This window comes from Niabella hirudinis (genome assembly GCF_051201075.1).
Classification (GTDB): domain Bacteria; phylum Bacteroidota; class Bacteroidia; order Chitinophagales; family Chitinophagaceae; genus Niabella; species Niabella hirudinis.
In genome coordinates, this window is sequence record NZ_JBPEHJ010000012.1 from 1 (window position 1) to 16,184 (window position 16,184).

General features: G+C 48.6%; 14 protein-coding genes. 12 read left to right on the forward strand and 2 right to left on the reverse strand.

Translation table 11 applies throughout. The features are described 5' to 3' along the window. Positions 1–399 precede the first annotated feature (399 nt). The 6 genes from GGU45_RS18160 (at position 400) to GGU45_RS18185 (ending at position 5,185) form a co-directional block, all read left to right on the forward strand. Positions 400–918 (forward strand): RrF2 family transcriptional regulator, encoded by a 519-nt coding sequence (locus GGU45_RS18160; protein ID WP_435227137.1) that lies wholly within the window; start codon positions 400–402, stop codon positions 916–918. 110 nt (positions 919–1,028) lie between these two features. After that, positions 1,029–3,068 (forward strand): cbb3-type cytochrome c oxidase subunit I, encoded by a 2,040-nt coding sequence (locus GGU45_RS18165; RefSeq protein WP_435227139.1) that lies wholly within the window; start codon positions 1,029–1,031, stop codon positions 3,066–3,068. 26 nt (positions 3,069–3,094) lie between these two features. Beyond that, the gene (locus tag GGU45_RS18170; protein WP_435227141.1) at positions 3,095–4,093 is read left to right on the forward strand and encodes a cytochrome c; all 999 of its coding nucleotides are present in this window, start codon (positions 3,095–3,097) and stop codon (positions 4,091–4,093) included. A 21-nt stretch (positions 4,094–4,114) separates the two neighbouring features. Then, the gene (locus tag GGU45_RS18175; protein WP_435227143.1) at positions 4,115–4,372 is read left to right on the forward strand and encodes a hypothetical protein; all 258 of its coding nucleotides are present in this window, start codon (positions 4,115–4,117) and stop codon (positions 4,370–4,372) included. An 11-nt stretch (positions 4,373–4,383) separates the two neighbouring features. Beyond that, a complete protein-coding gene (locus GGU45_RS18180) occupies positions 4,384–4,785 on the forward strand; it encodes a cytochrome C (RefSeq protein WP_435227144.1) in 402 nt (133 codons plus the stop codon). A gap of 7 nt (positions 4,786–4,792) precedes the next feature. Continuing rightward, positions 4,793–5,185, forward strand: a complete 393-nt coding sequence (locus GGU45_RS18185) for a group III truncated hemoglobin (protein ID WP_435227146.1) — start codon at positions 4,793–4,795, stop codon at positions 5,183–5,185. Positions 5,186–5,851: 666 nt separating this feature from the next. Here the strand turns inward: GGU45_RS18185 and GGU45_RS18190 are convergent. After that, complete coding sequence (locus GGU45_RS18190) at positions 5,852–6,745, reverse strand: OmpA/MotB family protein (protein ID WP_435227148.1); 894 nt, start codon at positions 6,743–6,745, stop codon at positions 5,852–5,854. Positions 6,746–7,411: 666 nt separating this feature from the next. Here GGU45_RS18190 and thrA point away from each other — a divergent pair. The 3 genes from thrA to thrC all read left to right on the forward strand — a co-directional run bounded on the left by thrA (position 7,412) and on the right by thrC (position 12,580). Then, positions 7,412–9,868 carry a bifunctional aspartate kinase/homoserine dehydrogenase I gene (thrA, locus tag GGU45_RS18195; RefSeq protein WP_435227150.1) on the forward strand — a complete coding sequence of 819 codons (2,457 nt, stop codon included), beginning with the start codon at positions 7,412–7,414 and terminating at the stop codon, positions 9,866–9,868. A gap of 206 nt (positions 9,869–10,074) precedes the next feature. Then, a complete protein-coding gene (locus tag GGU45_RS18200; protein WP_435227151.1) occupies positions 10,075–11,001 on the forward strand; it encodes a homoserine kinase in 927 nt (308 codons plus the stop codon). A gap of 280 nt (positions 11,002–11,281) precedes the next feature. Further along, entirely contained in the window at positions 11,282–12,580 is a 1,299-nt protein-coding gene (thrC, locus tag GGU45_RS18205; RefSeq protein WP_435227153.1) for a threonine synthase, read from the forward strand. Between the two features lie 34 nt (positions 12,581–12,614). On the opposite strand, the gene GGU45_RS18210 is transcribed toward thrC, so the two are convergent. Continuing rightward, positions 12,615–14,285, reverse strand: a complete 1,671-nt coding sequence (locus GGU45_RS18210; RefSeq protein WP_435227155.1) for a hypothetical protein — start codon at positions 14,283–14,285, stop codon at positions 12,615–12,617. Positions 14,286–14,451: 166 nt separating this feature from the next. Here GGU45_RS18210 and GGU45_RS18215 point away from each other — a divergent pair, with 166 nt between their 5' ends. From GGU45_RS18215 to purS, 3 genes are read left to right on the forward strand one after another with little or no spacing between them, the layout of a single operon-like run. Continuing rightward, a complete protein-coding gene (locus tag GGU45_RS18215) occupies positions 14,452–15,018 on the forward strand; it encodes a hypothetical protein (protein WP_435227157.1) in 567 nt (188 codons plus the stop codon). A 16-nt stretch (positions 15,019–15,034) separates the two neighbouring features. Next, positions 15,035–15,781 (forward strand): CDP-alcohol phosphatidyltransferase family protein, encoded by a 747-nt coding sequence (locus tag GGU45_RS18220; RefSeq protein ID WP_435227159.1) that lies wholly within the window; start codon positions 15,035–15,037, stop codon positions 15,779–15,781. After that, complete coding sequence (purS, locus tag GGU45_RS18225; protein ID WP_435227161.1) at positions 15,778–16,023, forward strand: phosphoribosylformylglycinamidine synthase subunit PurS; 246 nt, start codon at positions 15,778–15,780, stop codon at positions 16,021–16,023. The genes GGU45_RS18220 and purS overlap by 4 nt, the downstream gene beginning before the upstream one ends. The last annotated feature ends 161 nt before the right edge of the window (positions 16,024–16,184 follow it).

Consider the following 16,184-nt stretch of genomic DNA (forward strand, 5'->3'; position numbering starts at 1 on the left):
TCTGATTTCTGATTTCTGATTTCTGATTTCTGATTTCTGATTTCTGATTTCTGATTTCTGATTTCTGACAAACTTACTAATATACGAATACCCCGTTAATGGTCCAACTTTAACTGAAACTTTGAACAGCTTTCAGCTATAAGCCCCGACTCCCGACCCCAACGCGGGAACCAACCTGAAACTTGAAACTTGTCCTGGAGCCTGGAACTTTAAACCCACAAAGACCCCGGTTAATACTGAACATCAAACATCAAACCTCAAACAAAAAACCGAAGACTCCGTCAATACCCGGCTCTTATTTCCACATTTCCACATTTCCAAATCTTCAAATTAGTATGATGATTGTTGTAAGCATGTTTTTTATTTTATAAAGAACCGGAATCAATTTTAATAGCATTGGTGTTCTCTCTGACCGAAGATTGGGTAAAAAACAATAGAGGATATTTTTATCTTTTATTAAAATTGCATAGCTTTGCACCACAAATGTTTTCAAAAACCTGCGAATATGCAATACGCGCGCTGATTTACATTGCGCAGCAGACCCGGAACGGGGGGCGTGTGGGCATTAAACAGATTGCAGAGGGCATCGATTCACCTGAACATTTTATTGCAAAAATCCTGCAGGAACTGAGCCGTAAAGGGTTGGTAGAATCCATGAAGGGGCCTACGGGCGGGTTTTACCTGGAAAAAGCCTCCCTAAACCGTTCCCTGGCTGATATTGTAAAGATCGTGGATGGCGATCAGTTATTCCTGGGCTGCGGCCTGGGGTTAAAACAGTGCTCCGAAGCCAATCCCTGCCCCATTCATTTCAAGTTCAAAAAAGTGCGTAAGGAAGTACAAACAATGCTGGAAAATGCAAAGCTGGGTGAGTTTACTGAGAAGCTCGACCGGAAGGAAACCTTCCTGAAGCGGACGTGATTTTTTTTGCCTTAATAAAAGATAAAAAGGTATTTATATCTAATACAGGCGCTTATGAATTCCTCCCGAAATACCGGGATGGCCTATAAAAGTCGATAAAAATTAAACAGATGAAACAGATACCGGTTTTGGGGTGGTTGGGGGTTTTCGTACTGGCAGCGCCTTCGGGCGATAGCGGGCTGCCGTATGCATTTTCCTTTTCCGACAGAACAGTGTGGGTGGTGCTATTGCTGCTGATGGTTTTGGCGCTGTTGGGTATGGCATTGCTGATGCGAAAAAAAATGCGAAAGATCCGGGACTCCGGCGCATCAGCCGCAAACCCCCGGAACTGGCTGCAGCGCTTTACCCGGGAGCAGCTTCTTGAAATCATCACGTTAAAAAAGAAAAAAACGAATGCATCCTGCTTGCTGGTGTTGCTGGCAGCGGCCATGCTGGCTCCTGTAAGTCTTTCGGCGCAAAACACTACCGCTGGCGGATCCCTGCTTAGCGAAACAGGTATCCTCATAACAATAACGCTTCTGGCGCTGCCGGTATTGTTGGGGCTGGTACTGCTTTATATAAAAATGCAACGGGTGCTCCGGCAGTTTAAGAATAAACAGCGGTTGAAGGATGCCGATCAGCTGGCGGCATATTTAAAAGAACTGCCCGCCGAAACGCTGGAGCAGGTTCTGGAAAAGCGCGCTCCGGAACAGGCGCTGCTCCAGGTCAATGAGCCCGGGGGACTGCCCATAGTGGCCGCAAAAAAACGGGCGCAAAAGCGCCCGGATATTGACCCGGCGCTTTCGCGGCTGGTATTGTGGTACCTGGGTTGCTCCGTGTTTTGGCTGCTGTTTGGTACTACCGTAGGCGAGTACCTGGGCGTCAAATTTATAGCCCCGGATGCCGATCATGTCAGCTGGCTGAGCTTTGGCCGGCTGCGCCCGGTGCATACCAACGCCGTATTTTGGGGATGGGCCTCACTGGCCATGCTGGGGCTGGGTTATTATGTGGTGCCACGGGTCAGCAATACAAAACTGTACAGCTTAAAAACCGGCTGGTATGTGTTGTGGCTCATCAATGCATCCGTTATATTGGGCACCCTGTTTCTTATGGCCGGTATCAATAACGGCGGCGGGGAATACAGGGAGTACATCTGGCCGGTAATGGCATTATTTGCGCTGGGCCTGGTACTTACCCTGTGGAACTTTTACAAAACGATTGCAACCCGTACCACCCGCGAAATTTATATTGCCAACTGGTATATTGTAGCCTCGGTTATTTTTGCCATTACGATCGTGCTGGTAGCCTATATCCCCATCTGGCAAAATGGTTTGGGCGAAACAATTATACAGGGGTATTATATGCACCAGGGAGTGGGTATGTGGTTCATGCTGTTTACCCTCGGTATCGTCTACTATTTTCTGCCGCAGCAGTTAAATCAGCCCATTTATTCCTACAGCCTGGGGATACTGGCCTTTTGGACCCAGATCCTGTTTTATACATTAATTGGTACACACCATTTTGTTTTTAGCGCTATTCCCTGGTGGCTGCAAACCGTGGCCATTGTTGGCAGTGCGGGTATGGCCATACCGGTAATTGCCGGCACCACCAATTTTTTGATGACCTTCAAAGGGTCCTGGAGCAAGGTAAACTCCAGTTATACACTTCCTTTTTTCCTGGTCGGGATCATCTTCTATTTCACCGGCTCCCTGCAGGGAACCGCGGAGGCCTTCCGTACCACCAACCTGATCTGGCACTTTACCGATTTTACGGTTGCGCACTCGCATATGACCATGTACGGGATCATCTGCTTTTTTCTGTGGGCTGCAATCTATGCCATCGTGCCAAGGCTTACAGGGAAGGAGCCGCCACAGATCAGCGTTGGCATTCATTTCTGGCTGGCGCTGATTGGTCTTTTGTTCTACATTATTCCGCTCATGTACGGGAGCACGCTCAGGGGTGTTGCATGGCTGAATGGCGTACCCTTTATCGAAACCGTAAAAGGTATGGCCCCGTACTGGCTATGGCGGGCCATTGGCGGAAGTCTGATGTGGGCCTCGCATCTGGTGTTTGCGTATAATATGTACCGGATGTATGTACCCGGCAATGAGCTTCCGGATATCCGGGAAGCAGCCCTCAACCGGCTGCGGGAGGATGCGGCAACTTCATGATTTGATAATATTTAATTCCAGTAAAGATGAGCATGCTCGATAATCACAAAATACTGTTTTCAAACGCTGCCCTTTTTTTTGTGGGGCTCACCATTATGGTGGCCATTATTCCAGCCATTTCCAATCAAAAAAATAACCGGCCGCTTCCGGGCGCACCCACATTGAGCAGGGAGGCCCGCATCGGGAAAGGGATCTATATCTCCAACGGCTGTGTAGCCTGCCATACCCAGCAGGTGCGCAATATTGATATGGACCGGGTATGGGGCGAGCGCCCCGGGCTGGCAGCAGATTACGCCGCCAATACACGTACCGATTTTTGGCGCAATACGGCCACTTTAATGGGGACGGAGCGTACCGGGCCGGATCTGACCAATGTAGGCGTGCGGCAACCGGGCAAAGACTGGAACCTCGTGCACCTGTTTAATCCCCGTATTGTGGTAAAGGAATCGGTGATGCCGGCCTACCCCTGGTTGTTTGAAAGGAAAAAAGATCCGGGTAAATCGGATGTGATTGTTAATGTGCCGGCGGCTTACCGGAACGGAGATGAGAAGATCGTGGCTACAAAGGATGCCCTTTACCTGCTGGCCTACCTGCAATCGCTTAAGCAGGCGCCCCTGCCGGAAACAACCACGGCGCCGGAATTTTTGTATAAAAAGGAGAAAAAAGAAAGCTCCGGCAAAGGAGCGGCGGCCGCACCGGATGGTAAGGCATTGTATGCGGCCAATTGTCAAACCTGCCACCAGGAAAACGGGGAGGGGCTACCCGGTGCCTTCCCGCCGCTTAAGGGCAGCCCGGTAGTAACCGGCGCCGACCTGGACAAGTATGTAGACATTATTATGAACGGGTATGATGCGCGTGCAGAATACGGGGTAATGCCCCCGGTAGGCACCAACATGAATTTTACAGAAAATGAAGTGGCCGCTATCATTAATCATGAACGGACCAGCTGGGGCAATGAGGGGAAAAAAGTAACACCGGAGGAAGTAAAGAAGATCATTGACCTGTTAAAACTAAAAACACCATGAAAATTTTAAATATCAGTTAGAATGAGACGCAGTATATTATTGTTTTGTAGTTTTTTCGGATCCGGGAGTATCGCCATGGCTTGCACGGTTTGTGAACGGAGACAACCAGGACTATTGCGGGGCATTAGTCATGGCGCCGGTCCGGAAAGCCGCTGGGACCTGTGGATTGTGGCAATTGTAGCGGCTATTGTGGCGGTTTCCCTGTTCTTTTCTGTAAAATGGCTCCTGTGGCCAGGAGAAACTTCTGCCAGTCATATTAAACGTTCTATTTTTAAATAAGTAGCTTTGTTATGGATAAGAGTACCATTTGTGTTTTTATTGATGAGGCGCCCAGCCCGGTGTTGGAACTGGAAGCGCCCGTTAATTTTGAACTGGACACGCATAAACTGGCAGACGGGGAGCACATGCTGAAAATTGTAAGCAGGGATCCCTCCGGGAAAGAAGGGGTCCGGAAAATTCCCTTCGTGGTTCGCAACGGACCGGCCATAACAGTGGAAGGAATTAAAGAACACGAAGTGGTAGACGGGGTGCTGCCGGTGATGATCCATGCCTATGGCAAGGGCGATTCGCGCTCCTTTCTCATTGAGGGAAGCGAAACACCACAAAGTATACCGCTATGGATATGGGTGCTGATTATTACTTTTGCGGCCTGGACCTTGTATTACCTGGTACGCTATCTTTCAATGAGCTAAAATAACCATGCAAAAAAAAGAGATAAAGACAATCGGCGACATACGCTTACTGGTAGATCAGTTTTATACAAGGGTCCGCGAAAACCAGTTGGTGGGGCCGGTTTTTGATGCGGTGATCCGCGATCAATGGCCCCGGCATCTTGAAAAAATGTATACCTTCTGGGAAACGGTGCTGCTGGGAAATCATACCTATTTCGGCAGTCCTTTTCCACCGCACGCCAAACTATTGATTGGCCGGCAGCATTTTGATGCCTGGCTGAAATTGTGGAAGGAAACCATCGATACTTATTTTCATGGCACTGTTGCAGAGGAAGCAAAATGGCGGGCCGATAAAATGGCCGCTATGTTTCTTTCAAAACTTGAATATTATCAAAGCACGGGAAAAACACCGCTGGTGTAGCGTTTTAGGTTCAAGGTTTCAGGTTTAACGTTCAATGTTGGATGCGTTCTTATACTCTAAGTAGGGTCTGCTGTTTAAGTCGGGATGTCCCGGCTTTTTTCTTCCACTTTTCTCCCGATCAATCGCATTGGCGTCAGGTTAAGGGGATGTAAGCATGCCGGCAAATCTGCGCTATTAAAGGCTTTGAGGGGCATAGCCCCGGATAGATTTTGGAGAACATCGTGCTTTAGCGCGATGTTAGCAGCGAAAAGGCAGATGTGAGTGCCATAGGTACGGCAGATGTTTCGAGCTGACGGCTCTCAACTCTTCGTCTGGATGGCGAGACGGGTTGAAACCCGCTCTTACAATATTCATCTGCCGCTATGCGGCGGGTATAGTTTGCATGCTAACTTGACGCGTATGCGATCAATCGGGAATGAAAAGTGGAGCAACCGACCGAAATAAAGAAGACCGTATCGATCTCAAGCATAGGAGTACAAAGAAGTTGAGTGCAACGCTTTTGAGTAATGAACCCTATTTTGCTTGCAGCGTTAAACAGCAAGCCCTATGTAACGTTTCAAATCTCACAGCCGAAGGCTATTTTCAAATTCCCGCGTTTTCAAATTAATAAAAACGGTTGCCCCAAAACAGGACAACCATTTTTATTAACGCATCTATGTCAGCTTATTATGTTCCTGGTGCAACGGCTTGAGTGGTGTCCTTACTTTTTTCCGGAGCTTTGTCGATCAGCTCCATAAACTGATCCAGTTTTGGAGTAATAATGATCTGTGTTCTGCGGTTGCGGGTCTTGCCTTCCTCGGTATTATTGTCTGCAACGGGGTTATATTCTCCACGGCCACCAGCAGTAAGCCGTTTGGGATCAATGCCGTATTGCGTTTGCAGAGCCATTACAACCGATGCGGCCCGCAGTGAGCTCAGATCCCAGTTGTTGCGGATATTGGGGCGGTTGATGGGCACATTGTCGGTGTTCCCTTCCACCAGCACCTCGTAGTCTTTATAGTCCTGTATGATCTTGGCAATCTTACTGAGGATATCCCCGGCACGGTCTGAAATTTCATAGCTTCCGGATTTATAAAGCATGTTATCTGCTAATGAAATATATACCACTCCTTTTAATACTTTCACGTCCACATCCTGGAGTTCATCACGGCTCAGGGAACGGGTCAGGTTATTGGTTAATACGATCAGCAGCGAGTCGCTTTTGTTTTTAGCGTTCACCAGGTGCTGTATATATTTATTGGAAGCGTTGATCTCATCCACCAGTTTTGAGATATTAACGTTACCCTGTGTATTTTGATTGATACTGTTATCCAGGGAGGACTGAAGGGCCGCCAGGGCCTTTTTCAGCGAGGCATTATTTGCCCGCTCCTGTTCCAGTTGTTCCTCAAGACTTTTAACCCTTGCCTGGCTTTGAGCCAGATCAACCTGGCTGGCCTGGTAACGCTGGTTCAGGTTTTGATAATCGGTTTGCAGGGATGTGAATTTTTTACTGCTAACGCAACCGGATAAAAATAATGCAGCCAACAGGCACCCAACGGGTAAAAGAAATAGTCGATTCATAAAAATGGATTCTATTAAAAAATAACGGGTCTGCAAAACAGGATCCGCGCTCCGCCCTACAACAACAAAACAAATGCCTAAGTTCAAAAAAAGCGGTTCTCTGCAATAGTGCAGCCTGTAAAAACCGGCCATTTTAAGGATTCATTATGTTTTCTCAAGGGCGTTGCCGATCCTTCAACCCTTTGACCGGTAAGACGTTCTCTGTGCTCATTTCGTTGCAGCCGGTAGGGAAATAGAGCATCTTATCTTTAAAGGAGGTTTATTGAACCGGGGCAACGGACTTTGCCTTTGATGGCGCCCCACGGGGTGAAAACCTGCACCCGGTGCGGTTGACGGGGGACGAAACCGGGCATATATTTTACAATAAATTATAGCAGAAACGGCTTTTTAACGGACTTTATCCTTCAGGGTATCAAAATGGAGTTTTTTTATAAAAAAAACAGCTATTTGCAATATTTTAATTATTCTGCCTTATCTTGTGCGGGTATCTAAGATAATGCAGTACATTTTTCAAAATATCAAACCTTCTTTAGCTTTCGGTAACGAAACGACTACCACCATTACCACAACCCCTTGAGGGTTGTAAGCTGCTATATCATCCATTGGGCATTCTGCCGTTTTTTTTCGGGGTTCATTCCATTTTTATCTTATTATTAAATTGAGTTCATGCAGGTCTTTAAGTTTGGAGGCTCATCTGTAGCCAATGCTGAAAGTATAAAAAAAGTTGCAGCCATTGTGGATCATGCTGCAAAGAAAAATTCTATTGCGGTTGTGGTATCTGCCCTGGGGGGTATTACCGATCTGTTGCTGACATCCGGCAGGGAAGCCGCCGATGGCAATGAAGAGTACCGCGCAAAGATTACCACAATCGAGCAACGCCATTTTGAAACCATTAAGGAGCTGATCCCCATTGCCTCGCAAAGTTCGTTGCTGAGCCTGGTAAAAAAGACGATCAATGAAATTGAAGAGATCTGTAACGGCATCTTTTTGTTGCGGGAGCTGACGCCCAGGAACCAGGATCGGCTGGCGGCTTATGGCGAATGGTTATCCTCACAGATCATTACGGAAGCGTTTAAACATGCCGGTTTGCTGGTGCTTTGGAAAGATGCCCGGCAGTTTATTTTTACCAACAGTGAATATACGCATGCAGAAGTGCTGCTTGATGCAACCGAAAAAGAGATCCGTAAATATTTTAAAGAGAATAAGAGCAATGTATTTGTGATCCCGGGCTTTATTGCCTCCGATGAGCAGGGGGTAACCACCACGCTGGGGCGCGGCGGGTCCGACTATACGGCGGCATTGATTGCTGCGGCGGTTGATGCAGAATCGTTGCAGGTGTGGAAGGATGTAAACGGCATGATGACGGCAGATCCGCGGCTGGCGGCCAATGCAAAAGTGATCGATCATATCTCTTATAGTGAGGCAATGGAACTTTCGCACTTTGGCGCCAAAGTATTGTATCCGCCCACCATTCAGCCCGTAATGAGCAAAAACATTCCATTATATATAAAGAACACTTTTGCCCCGGAGATGCCGGGAACCATTGTTGGAGGAAAGGCCAAAGGCGGCAAAATAGTTCGGGAACATATTGTAAGCGGTATCTCCAGCGTAAACAATATTGCACTGCTGAGCCTTGAAGGAACGGGGATGATTGGAATTCCCGGTTTTTCAAAACGGCTGTTTGAAGCGCTGAGCAGGGAGCGGATCAATGTGGTGCTGATTACTCAAAGTTCTTCGGAACATTCCATTTGTGTAGCCATTGAGCAAAAATATTTACAGGCGGCCAAAAAAGTGGTTGATAAAACTTTTGCGGACGAAATTGCGCTCCGGAAGGTAGAGCCGCTGAGGGCGGAAACACATCTTTCTATTGTGGCGCTGGTGGGCGAAAACATGAAGAGCCTCCCGGGCGTTAGCGGGCGGATGTTTGGAGCGCTGGGGCGCAATGGCATCAATATCCGTGCGATTGCACAGGGATCATCGGAGAAAAATATCAGCACCGTAATCGCAACCGATGATGTCCGCAAAGCCATCAATGTACTGCACGAAGAGTTTTTTGAAACGATTCAGAAGCAATTGAATCTCTTCATTGTCGGGTTGGGCAACGTAGGCACCAAACTGATGGAGCAGCTGAAACAGCAGCACGCCTTCCTGGTACAGCATCTTAAATTAAATGTGAGCGTGGTCGGCATCAGCAACAGCCGCAAAATGATCTTTAAAGAAAGAGGCGTTTCTTTGAGCGGCTGGAAAGAATCCCTGGCGGGGGGAGAGCCGGCTTCGATAGCGGAGTTCGCCAATGAGATCATCAAACGGAATATGCGGAATTCCATCTTTGTGGATATCACCGCCAACAAAGAAGTGGCAAAAGTATATGAACGGATGTTGCAGAAAAGTATTTCGGTGGTGGCCTGTAACAAAATTGCGGCCGCATCACCGTTTGCGGAGTATAAAAAATTAAAGGAGCTGGCACATGTGTTTAATGCTAAATTCCTGTTTGAAACCAATGTGGGCGCTGCGCTTCCGGTAATTGCCACGCTAAACGACCTGCGCCGTAGCGGTGATGAAATCCGGCGCATCGAAGCGGTACTGAGCGGCACGCTGAATTTTGTTTTCAATCATTATGACGGAACGCGCCCCTTTGCCGAAGTGGTAAAACAGGCGCAGGATGAAGGCTACACAGAGCCGGATCCACGTCTGGACCTGAGCGGGGTGGATGTAATGCGCAAAATACTCATCCTGGCAAGAGAATCCGGTTTTGAAATGGAGATGGACGATATTGAAAACCATTCGTTTTTGCCATCGTCCTGTATGGAAGGATCGGTTGATGCCTTTTACAAAGCCCTGGAAAAGGAAGAAGCACATTTTAAAGGGCTGCTGGATGCGGCCATGGCAGCCAATAGCAAGCTGAAATTTGTAGCCACTTTTGATGAAGGCAAAGCCTCGGTAGGATTGCAGCATATCAAACCGGGCAATGATCTCTATCATTTGTATGGTAAAGACAATGTGGTGTTGTTTTATACCGCCCGCTATCCGGAGCATCCCCTGGTGGTAAAAGGCGCCGGCGCCGGCGCAGATGTAACCGCCAGCGGTGTATTTGCAGATATTATGCGAGCGGTAAATGAGTAGGAAACAGATACCATTGGAATTGCCGGCAGACGGATTGCCCCGGTAACAAGCCATCCACTTCTCACCATCCACATCTCACTAAAAACTTCTCACTAAAAACTTCCCACTAACAACATCTCACCAGAAACATTTCACTAAAAACATTTCACTAAAAGCATCTCACCCAAACCATCTCACCCAAACCATCTCACCAACAACATCTCACAATGAAGCAAATAAAAATAAAATCCCCCGGAACTGTTGCCAATCTGGTTTGCGGGTTCGATATTTTAGGGTTGGCGCTGAACGATCCGTATGATATTATGGAGTTTCGCCTGCTTGATGAACCGCGGGTGATTATCCACAATAAAGATCAGTTTGGTTTGCCCACAGATCCCGCGCAGAATGTAGCAGGTGTAGTGCTGCTGGCGGCCATAGAGAAGGCCGGCGGAAAGGTCGGTTTTGAAGTAACGATTGAGAAGCGGATCAAGCCCGGTTCAGGATTGGGCTCCAGCGCAGCCAGTGCCGCAGGGGCCGCCGTTGGCGCCAATTTGCTGCTGGACAACTGTTTTTCTACCGATGAGCTGGTACAGCTGGCGATGATTGGCGAAAAACTGGCCAGCGGGGTAAAACATGCCGACAATATCACCCCCTGTATTTTAGGCGGCATTACGCTGATCCGGTCGATCCATCCTATAGACATTGTGCCGCTGGCAACTCCCGACCTGTTTGTGACCGTGGTGCATCCGCAAATAGAAGTGCGTACGGCCGATGCGCGGCAGATCCTGAAACAAAAGGTACTGTTGAAGGATGCAATCCGGCAATGGGGGAATATCGCCGGGCTGGTAGCCGGTTTTATGCGGAATGATAAAGCACTTATCAGCCGTTCGCTGGAGGATGTAATCATTGAGCCCGTCCGGAGTATCCTGATCCCCGGGTTTGATGAAGTGAAACAGCAATGCCGGGAAGCCGGTGCGCTGGGCGGTGGTATCTCCGGTTCGGGCCCGTCCATCTTTATGCTCAGCGAAACCGAAGCCATCGCCCGGGGTGTTGCGGAAATTATGAAAACCATCTACACCCGGATTGGCATCGATCATTATGTATACGTAACCACGATTAATAACCGGGGGGTGGAGGTAGTGAATAGTCAATAGGCAATAGTCAATAGGCAATGGTCAATCAATGCCGTATCCTTAAAGCCATTGAGGCACAGATCCGGGGGTATTTAATAGTAGCCAAAAATATTTCCGAGACAGTGCCGCAGGCGCTATCAGTGGCTTCCGTAAAAGTTATAACCAACGAATCAGTGACTCAGTGGCAACCATAAAAATCATTAAGTAAACGGCATTGAATAGTGAATGGGAACAATGAGTATGAAACCGCAATTTAACCTTAAACGTGAAACGTTAAACCTGGAACAAAATATTTGAGCTCATGAATTATTATAGTTTAAACGGGGCCTCGCCTAAAGTAACTTTTAAAGAAGCGGCCATAAAGGGCCAGGCACCGGACAAGGGTCTGTATTTCCCGGAATTCCTGCCGCGTGTTGAGGCGGATCTGATCCGCAATATTGAATCCCTTCCGGAAGCGGAGATAGCGTTTCGCATCATCAGGCCCTATGTGGGAGCGGCCATTCCGGAGGCGGTGCTCTTTGACATTGTATCGCAAACGGTGAATTTTCCTTTTCCCTTACAAACCGTTACGGATAACATTGCATCACTGGAGTTATTCCACGGCCCCACACTGGCGTTTAAAGATGTAGGCGCCCGGTTTATGAGCCGTTGCCTGGGTTATTTTTTAGGAGATGAACAAAAAGAAGTAACGGTGCTGGTGGCTACCTCCGGCGATACAGGCGGGGCGGTGGCCAGCGGTTTTTATGGAGTAGAAGGCGTTAACGTGGTAATCCTTTATCCCAAAGGACGGGTGAGTCCGGTGCAGGAACAACAGCTGACCGCAATGGGCAAAAATATTGCAGCGCTTGAGGTTGATGGCAGTTTCGATGACTGTCAGCGAATGGTGAAGCAGGCGTTTACCGATGCCGATATTCACGCAAAACGTTTTCTTACTTCTGCTAATTCCATTAACGTAGCGCGCTGGCTGCCCCAACAGTTTTATTATTTCTTTGCGTATAAACAATGGAAAGAAAAAACCGGGGCGCCGGTGGTAGTGGTGCCCAGCGGTAATTTTGGAAATATCTGCGCCGGCTTACTGGCCAAAGCAACCGGGTTGCCCCTGGGCCATTTTATTGCGGCTTGCAATGCCAATGATGTGGTGCCTTCGTTTTTGCAAACCGGAAACTGGCAGCCCCAAAAGGCGGTGGCCACCCTGTCCAACGCCATGGATGTGGGTGACCCCAGTAATTTTGTACGCATTATGGAATTGTTTGATCAACAGTTCCCGAAGCTGAAGGATCAGCTGTCTGCAGTAAGCATTTCCGATGCAGATACGATCGCCACCATACAAAAGGTATACCGCAAAACGGGCTATACGCTGGATCCGCATGGCGCCGTAGCTTATAAGGCCCTGGAAGATTACCAGCAAACCCATCCGGATGCAAAAGGTTTATTCCTCGAAACCGCGCATCCCGTAAAATTTCCGGAAGCAGTAAAACGGGCTACCGGCGTGGATATTGAAATTCCGGGTTCGTTACGCGAGCTGATGCTTCAGCCCAAACAGGCGGTGGCGATGGCGCCGGATTACACGGTCTTTAAAGAATACCTGGTGAATGGGTAATCATCTGCTACCTGTTTGCTGTTATGGGTTTTTTTTAAGAGGGCTGCAGGTACATTTTAACGCGGGCAATTTCCGGCCGGGCAGACCGGCCGTTATCGGTGATCGTCAGTAATTGTTGAAAATAAGTATGTGCTTTTTCTGGCTTCCCCGATTTTATGGCTGCCTGCCCGGCGCCGTAAACCCCGTTAAACCGGTTGGGATGCGTCAGCAGGTCGGCTTCGTAAACCGCCAGCGCAGCTTCCGGCTGGTTCATTTCCAGGAGCAGATCGCCCAGTAATTCGCGGGCCGGCAGCACTTCTCCGGGTGTTACCGGGTGTTTCCCGGTTTTATCCTCCATATCGGCGGCAAGCTGCATCAATGCCAGTGCTGCCTGGTTGTTCCCTTCTTTAAACAGGATCCAGGCCTCGGCTGCTTTTGCCTGGATGGCTACCTGGTTGGCCGCGTAGGAGTCGCTTTGTTTGATAAGCTGCGCCTGCAGCCGCTGCAGTGTGTCTAACGCTTTCCGTGCCTTCCCCACCTGCCCGGTATGTACGGCACCCAGTGCCCGGGCAAAATGAATGATGGCCATCTGCCAGGGGTAGCGGTCCCAGGCAATGCTGCCGGACGCAGGCTGCAAGGTGGTGGCAGCTTCCCATTGCCGGTTCTCAAGCACATAACGGGCCGGCATGGCCGCAAATGCATAAGCTACCTTAAAATTTGATGGTTCAACCTTTGTGATCTGTCTTACATACCCGAGTTGCTTTGCAGCCGAATCATTCTGTCCTTTCTGCAGGTATCCATAAATAAGATAGTCCAGCCCGTGTAGTTCCTCATCCCAATGTCCTTTTAAACCGACGGCATCGGCATAGCAAACAGCAGAGGCTACCGATGCAAGATTTGCCCGGATCATTTCATCCCATAAACCCAACCGGGTAAAGATATGCGAAGGCATGTGAAGCGCATGGGCCGATGAAGGAGCGATCGATGCATATTTCCGGGCGGCGGCAAGTCCCCGTTGCGCCAGCTGTGGATAGTCGTAAGTATGGATCAGGTAATGCACAATACCCGGGTGCTCCGGTTGCCCGGGGTAAAGGGCCTCCAGGAGCTGGCCGGCCTTTAGTTGCCGGCGAAACGATTTGTCGGCCGGGTCGGCTGCTGCATTGAGCGCAAGCGCGTAAAAGATCGTTGCTTCCCGGTCCCGGGGATAACGGCCTGCAAGCGCTTTCATCGCTGTTTCAAAGCGTTGTGCGCGGGTACGGTGATCGCTTGTTTCCCATTGATCATAATAAGCGCCGATGGCTGCGATATAAGCTTTTTCCCTGCCGGAAGCCGTAAGCGACCGCGCAAAAGCGATGGCCCTGGCGCCCTTTTTTAAGTCGTCAGGAGTAGGCGGCGCCCATAACGGGTGAAAGTTCGACATGGCAATGCCCCAATAGCCCATGGCGCACCCCGGCTCCTTATCAATAATACCGGCAAATACTTTCTCTGCTTCATCGTATTCAAACGAATGCAGCAATTTAATACCGAGGTTAAAATCATCTTTTATCGGGGGGCAGCTGGTTTCAAATGTGGCCACACCCAGTTGCATATCGGGCGGGCCGCAGGATACGAGCGCACCTCTTTTCAGTTCCGGTAAGCGGATCTGTGCAGGCGTTGGCGGCGCTTGCTTTTGTTTGCAGCCGAAGAACAAACAGCAGACCAGGATGCAGGCAAGGCTTAGTTTCATAACGAAGGTTTTAACGGATTGTTTGGCCCATCTTCACGGATCGGAGCATTATAAAAGAAGCAGGTATGCCGTTGGTTTGCAACAGGCCCCTTTGCAGCAGTTCCCCTATAAAGTTAAAATAATAATTCAGCAGATTCAAATTTTTAAAAAACAGTAATTTCGCAGGGTGCATGATATAGAACCCTACTACAACTGGCAGCATATTTACCTGAGTGAAGAAGACGAACGGTCGCCTTTTTACGGGGTAGAGCATTCCCAGTTTGAATATAAGGACGCGGTATACAATTATTACATTCATCCGCAGTGGGATTTCTTCGGAAGTCGCACCCTGTACCTGAAAGTACTGATGGCGGATTATGAAGAAGGATATGCGGTTATAGAGCTGATCGGTGAATGGAATGATGCCGTGGAAAACGACATTATGACCCTTAAACGGGATGTGCTGGAAGTATTTATGAGCGAAGGTATTTATAAGTTTATCCTGGTTGCCGAGAATGTACTGAATTTTCATAGCGGCGACCGGGATTATTATGAAGAGCTGCACGAAGAGCTGAGTGATGCAGACGGATGGATCGTTTGCCTGAACATGCCTTCGCAAACGCAATACGATTTTAAACAAGCCAAACTCAACCAGTTCATCGAACTGATGGAGATCAATAACTGGAGGGTATACAAGCCCTATCATTTGTATAAAAAAATAAACGACCAGCTGGCCGCCCGGTTAACAGGATAATTTTGAAAATAAACAGATGAAACAAATTCCCAATTTATTTACACTGCTCAACCTGGTGTTTGGCTGCCTGGCCATAAAAGCCATCCTGCAGCCGGAGCCGCTTTTTTTTGTCATTGGCGATAAAGGGCCCACTACCGGTATGATCCTGGGCAGCTTTTTCCTGTTGCTCGCTGCTATTGTCGATTTCCTGGATGGATTTGTGGCCCGGCTTTTTAAAGCCACTTCGGCCATGGGCGAGCAGCTGGATTCCCTTGCGGATGCTGTAAGTTTTGGTGTAGCCCCGGGAATGATCCTTTACCGGATGCTCGAAACCGGCCTGGCAGCGCAGGCGGGGATGAGCCAATGGTGGTTGCTGCCGGCCTTTATTGTTCCCTGCGCAGCAGTTTGGCGGCTGGCAAAGTTCAACCTGGATAAAGAACAACGCTATTATTTCAAAGGTATTCCAACACCGGCAGCAGGTCTTACCATCGCCTCTTTTCCGGCCATTGCCTATTCTGGCACACCGGCCATAAACGATCTTGTTTTTAACCCGGCGGTGCTGTATGCCACCATCCTCGTTATCAGCGGCCTGATGGTAAGCAACCTGCCCATTATCAGCCTCAAGTTTAAAGCTTATACGCTGAAAGCCAATATGGATAAGCTATTGATGGTACTGATTGCGGTATTGGCGGCAATCTTTTTTAAGTGGCTGGCCGTTCCCCTGGTATTTGTAGCCTATGTTATTGTATCTTTGATTTTTAAGCCGAATAAAGAAAGAATATGAGCTATACAGTACAGGTAGTAATTATGCCATTGAAAGAATTGTTGGATCCGCAGGGTAAGGCGGTTATGGGAGGACTGGAAAACCTGGGCCTCGGATCGGTGAGCGATGTGAGGGTAGGCAAAAACATTACCCTGCAGGTAGAGGCCGCTACAAAGGAAGCAGCACAAGCCATCGGAGAGGAAGCCGCCAAAAAATTACTGGCAAACGCGGTAATGGAATATTTTGAAGTAACGGTATTGTAGCGTCCCTGACCGGGGGCATTCAGTATCGAGAATCAAGTATCGAGAATCAAGTATCGAGAATCGAGAATCGAGTATCCAGAATCGAGAATCAAGTATCGAGAATCGAGAATCGAGTATCCAGAATCGAGAATCGAGTATCCGGCATCAGTCCGTTTTACATT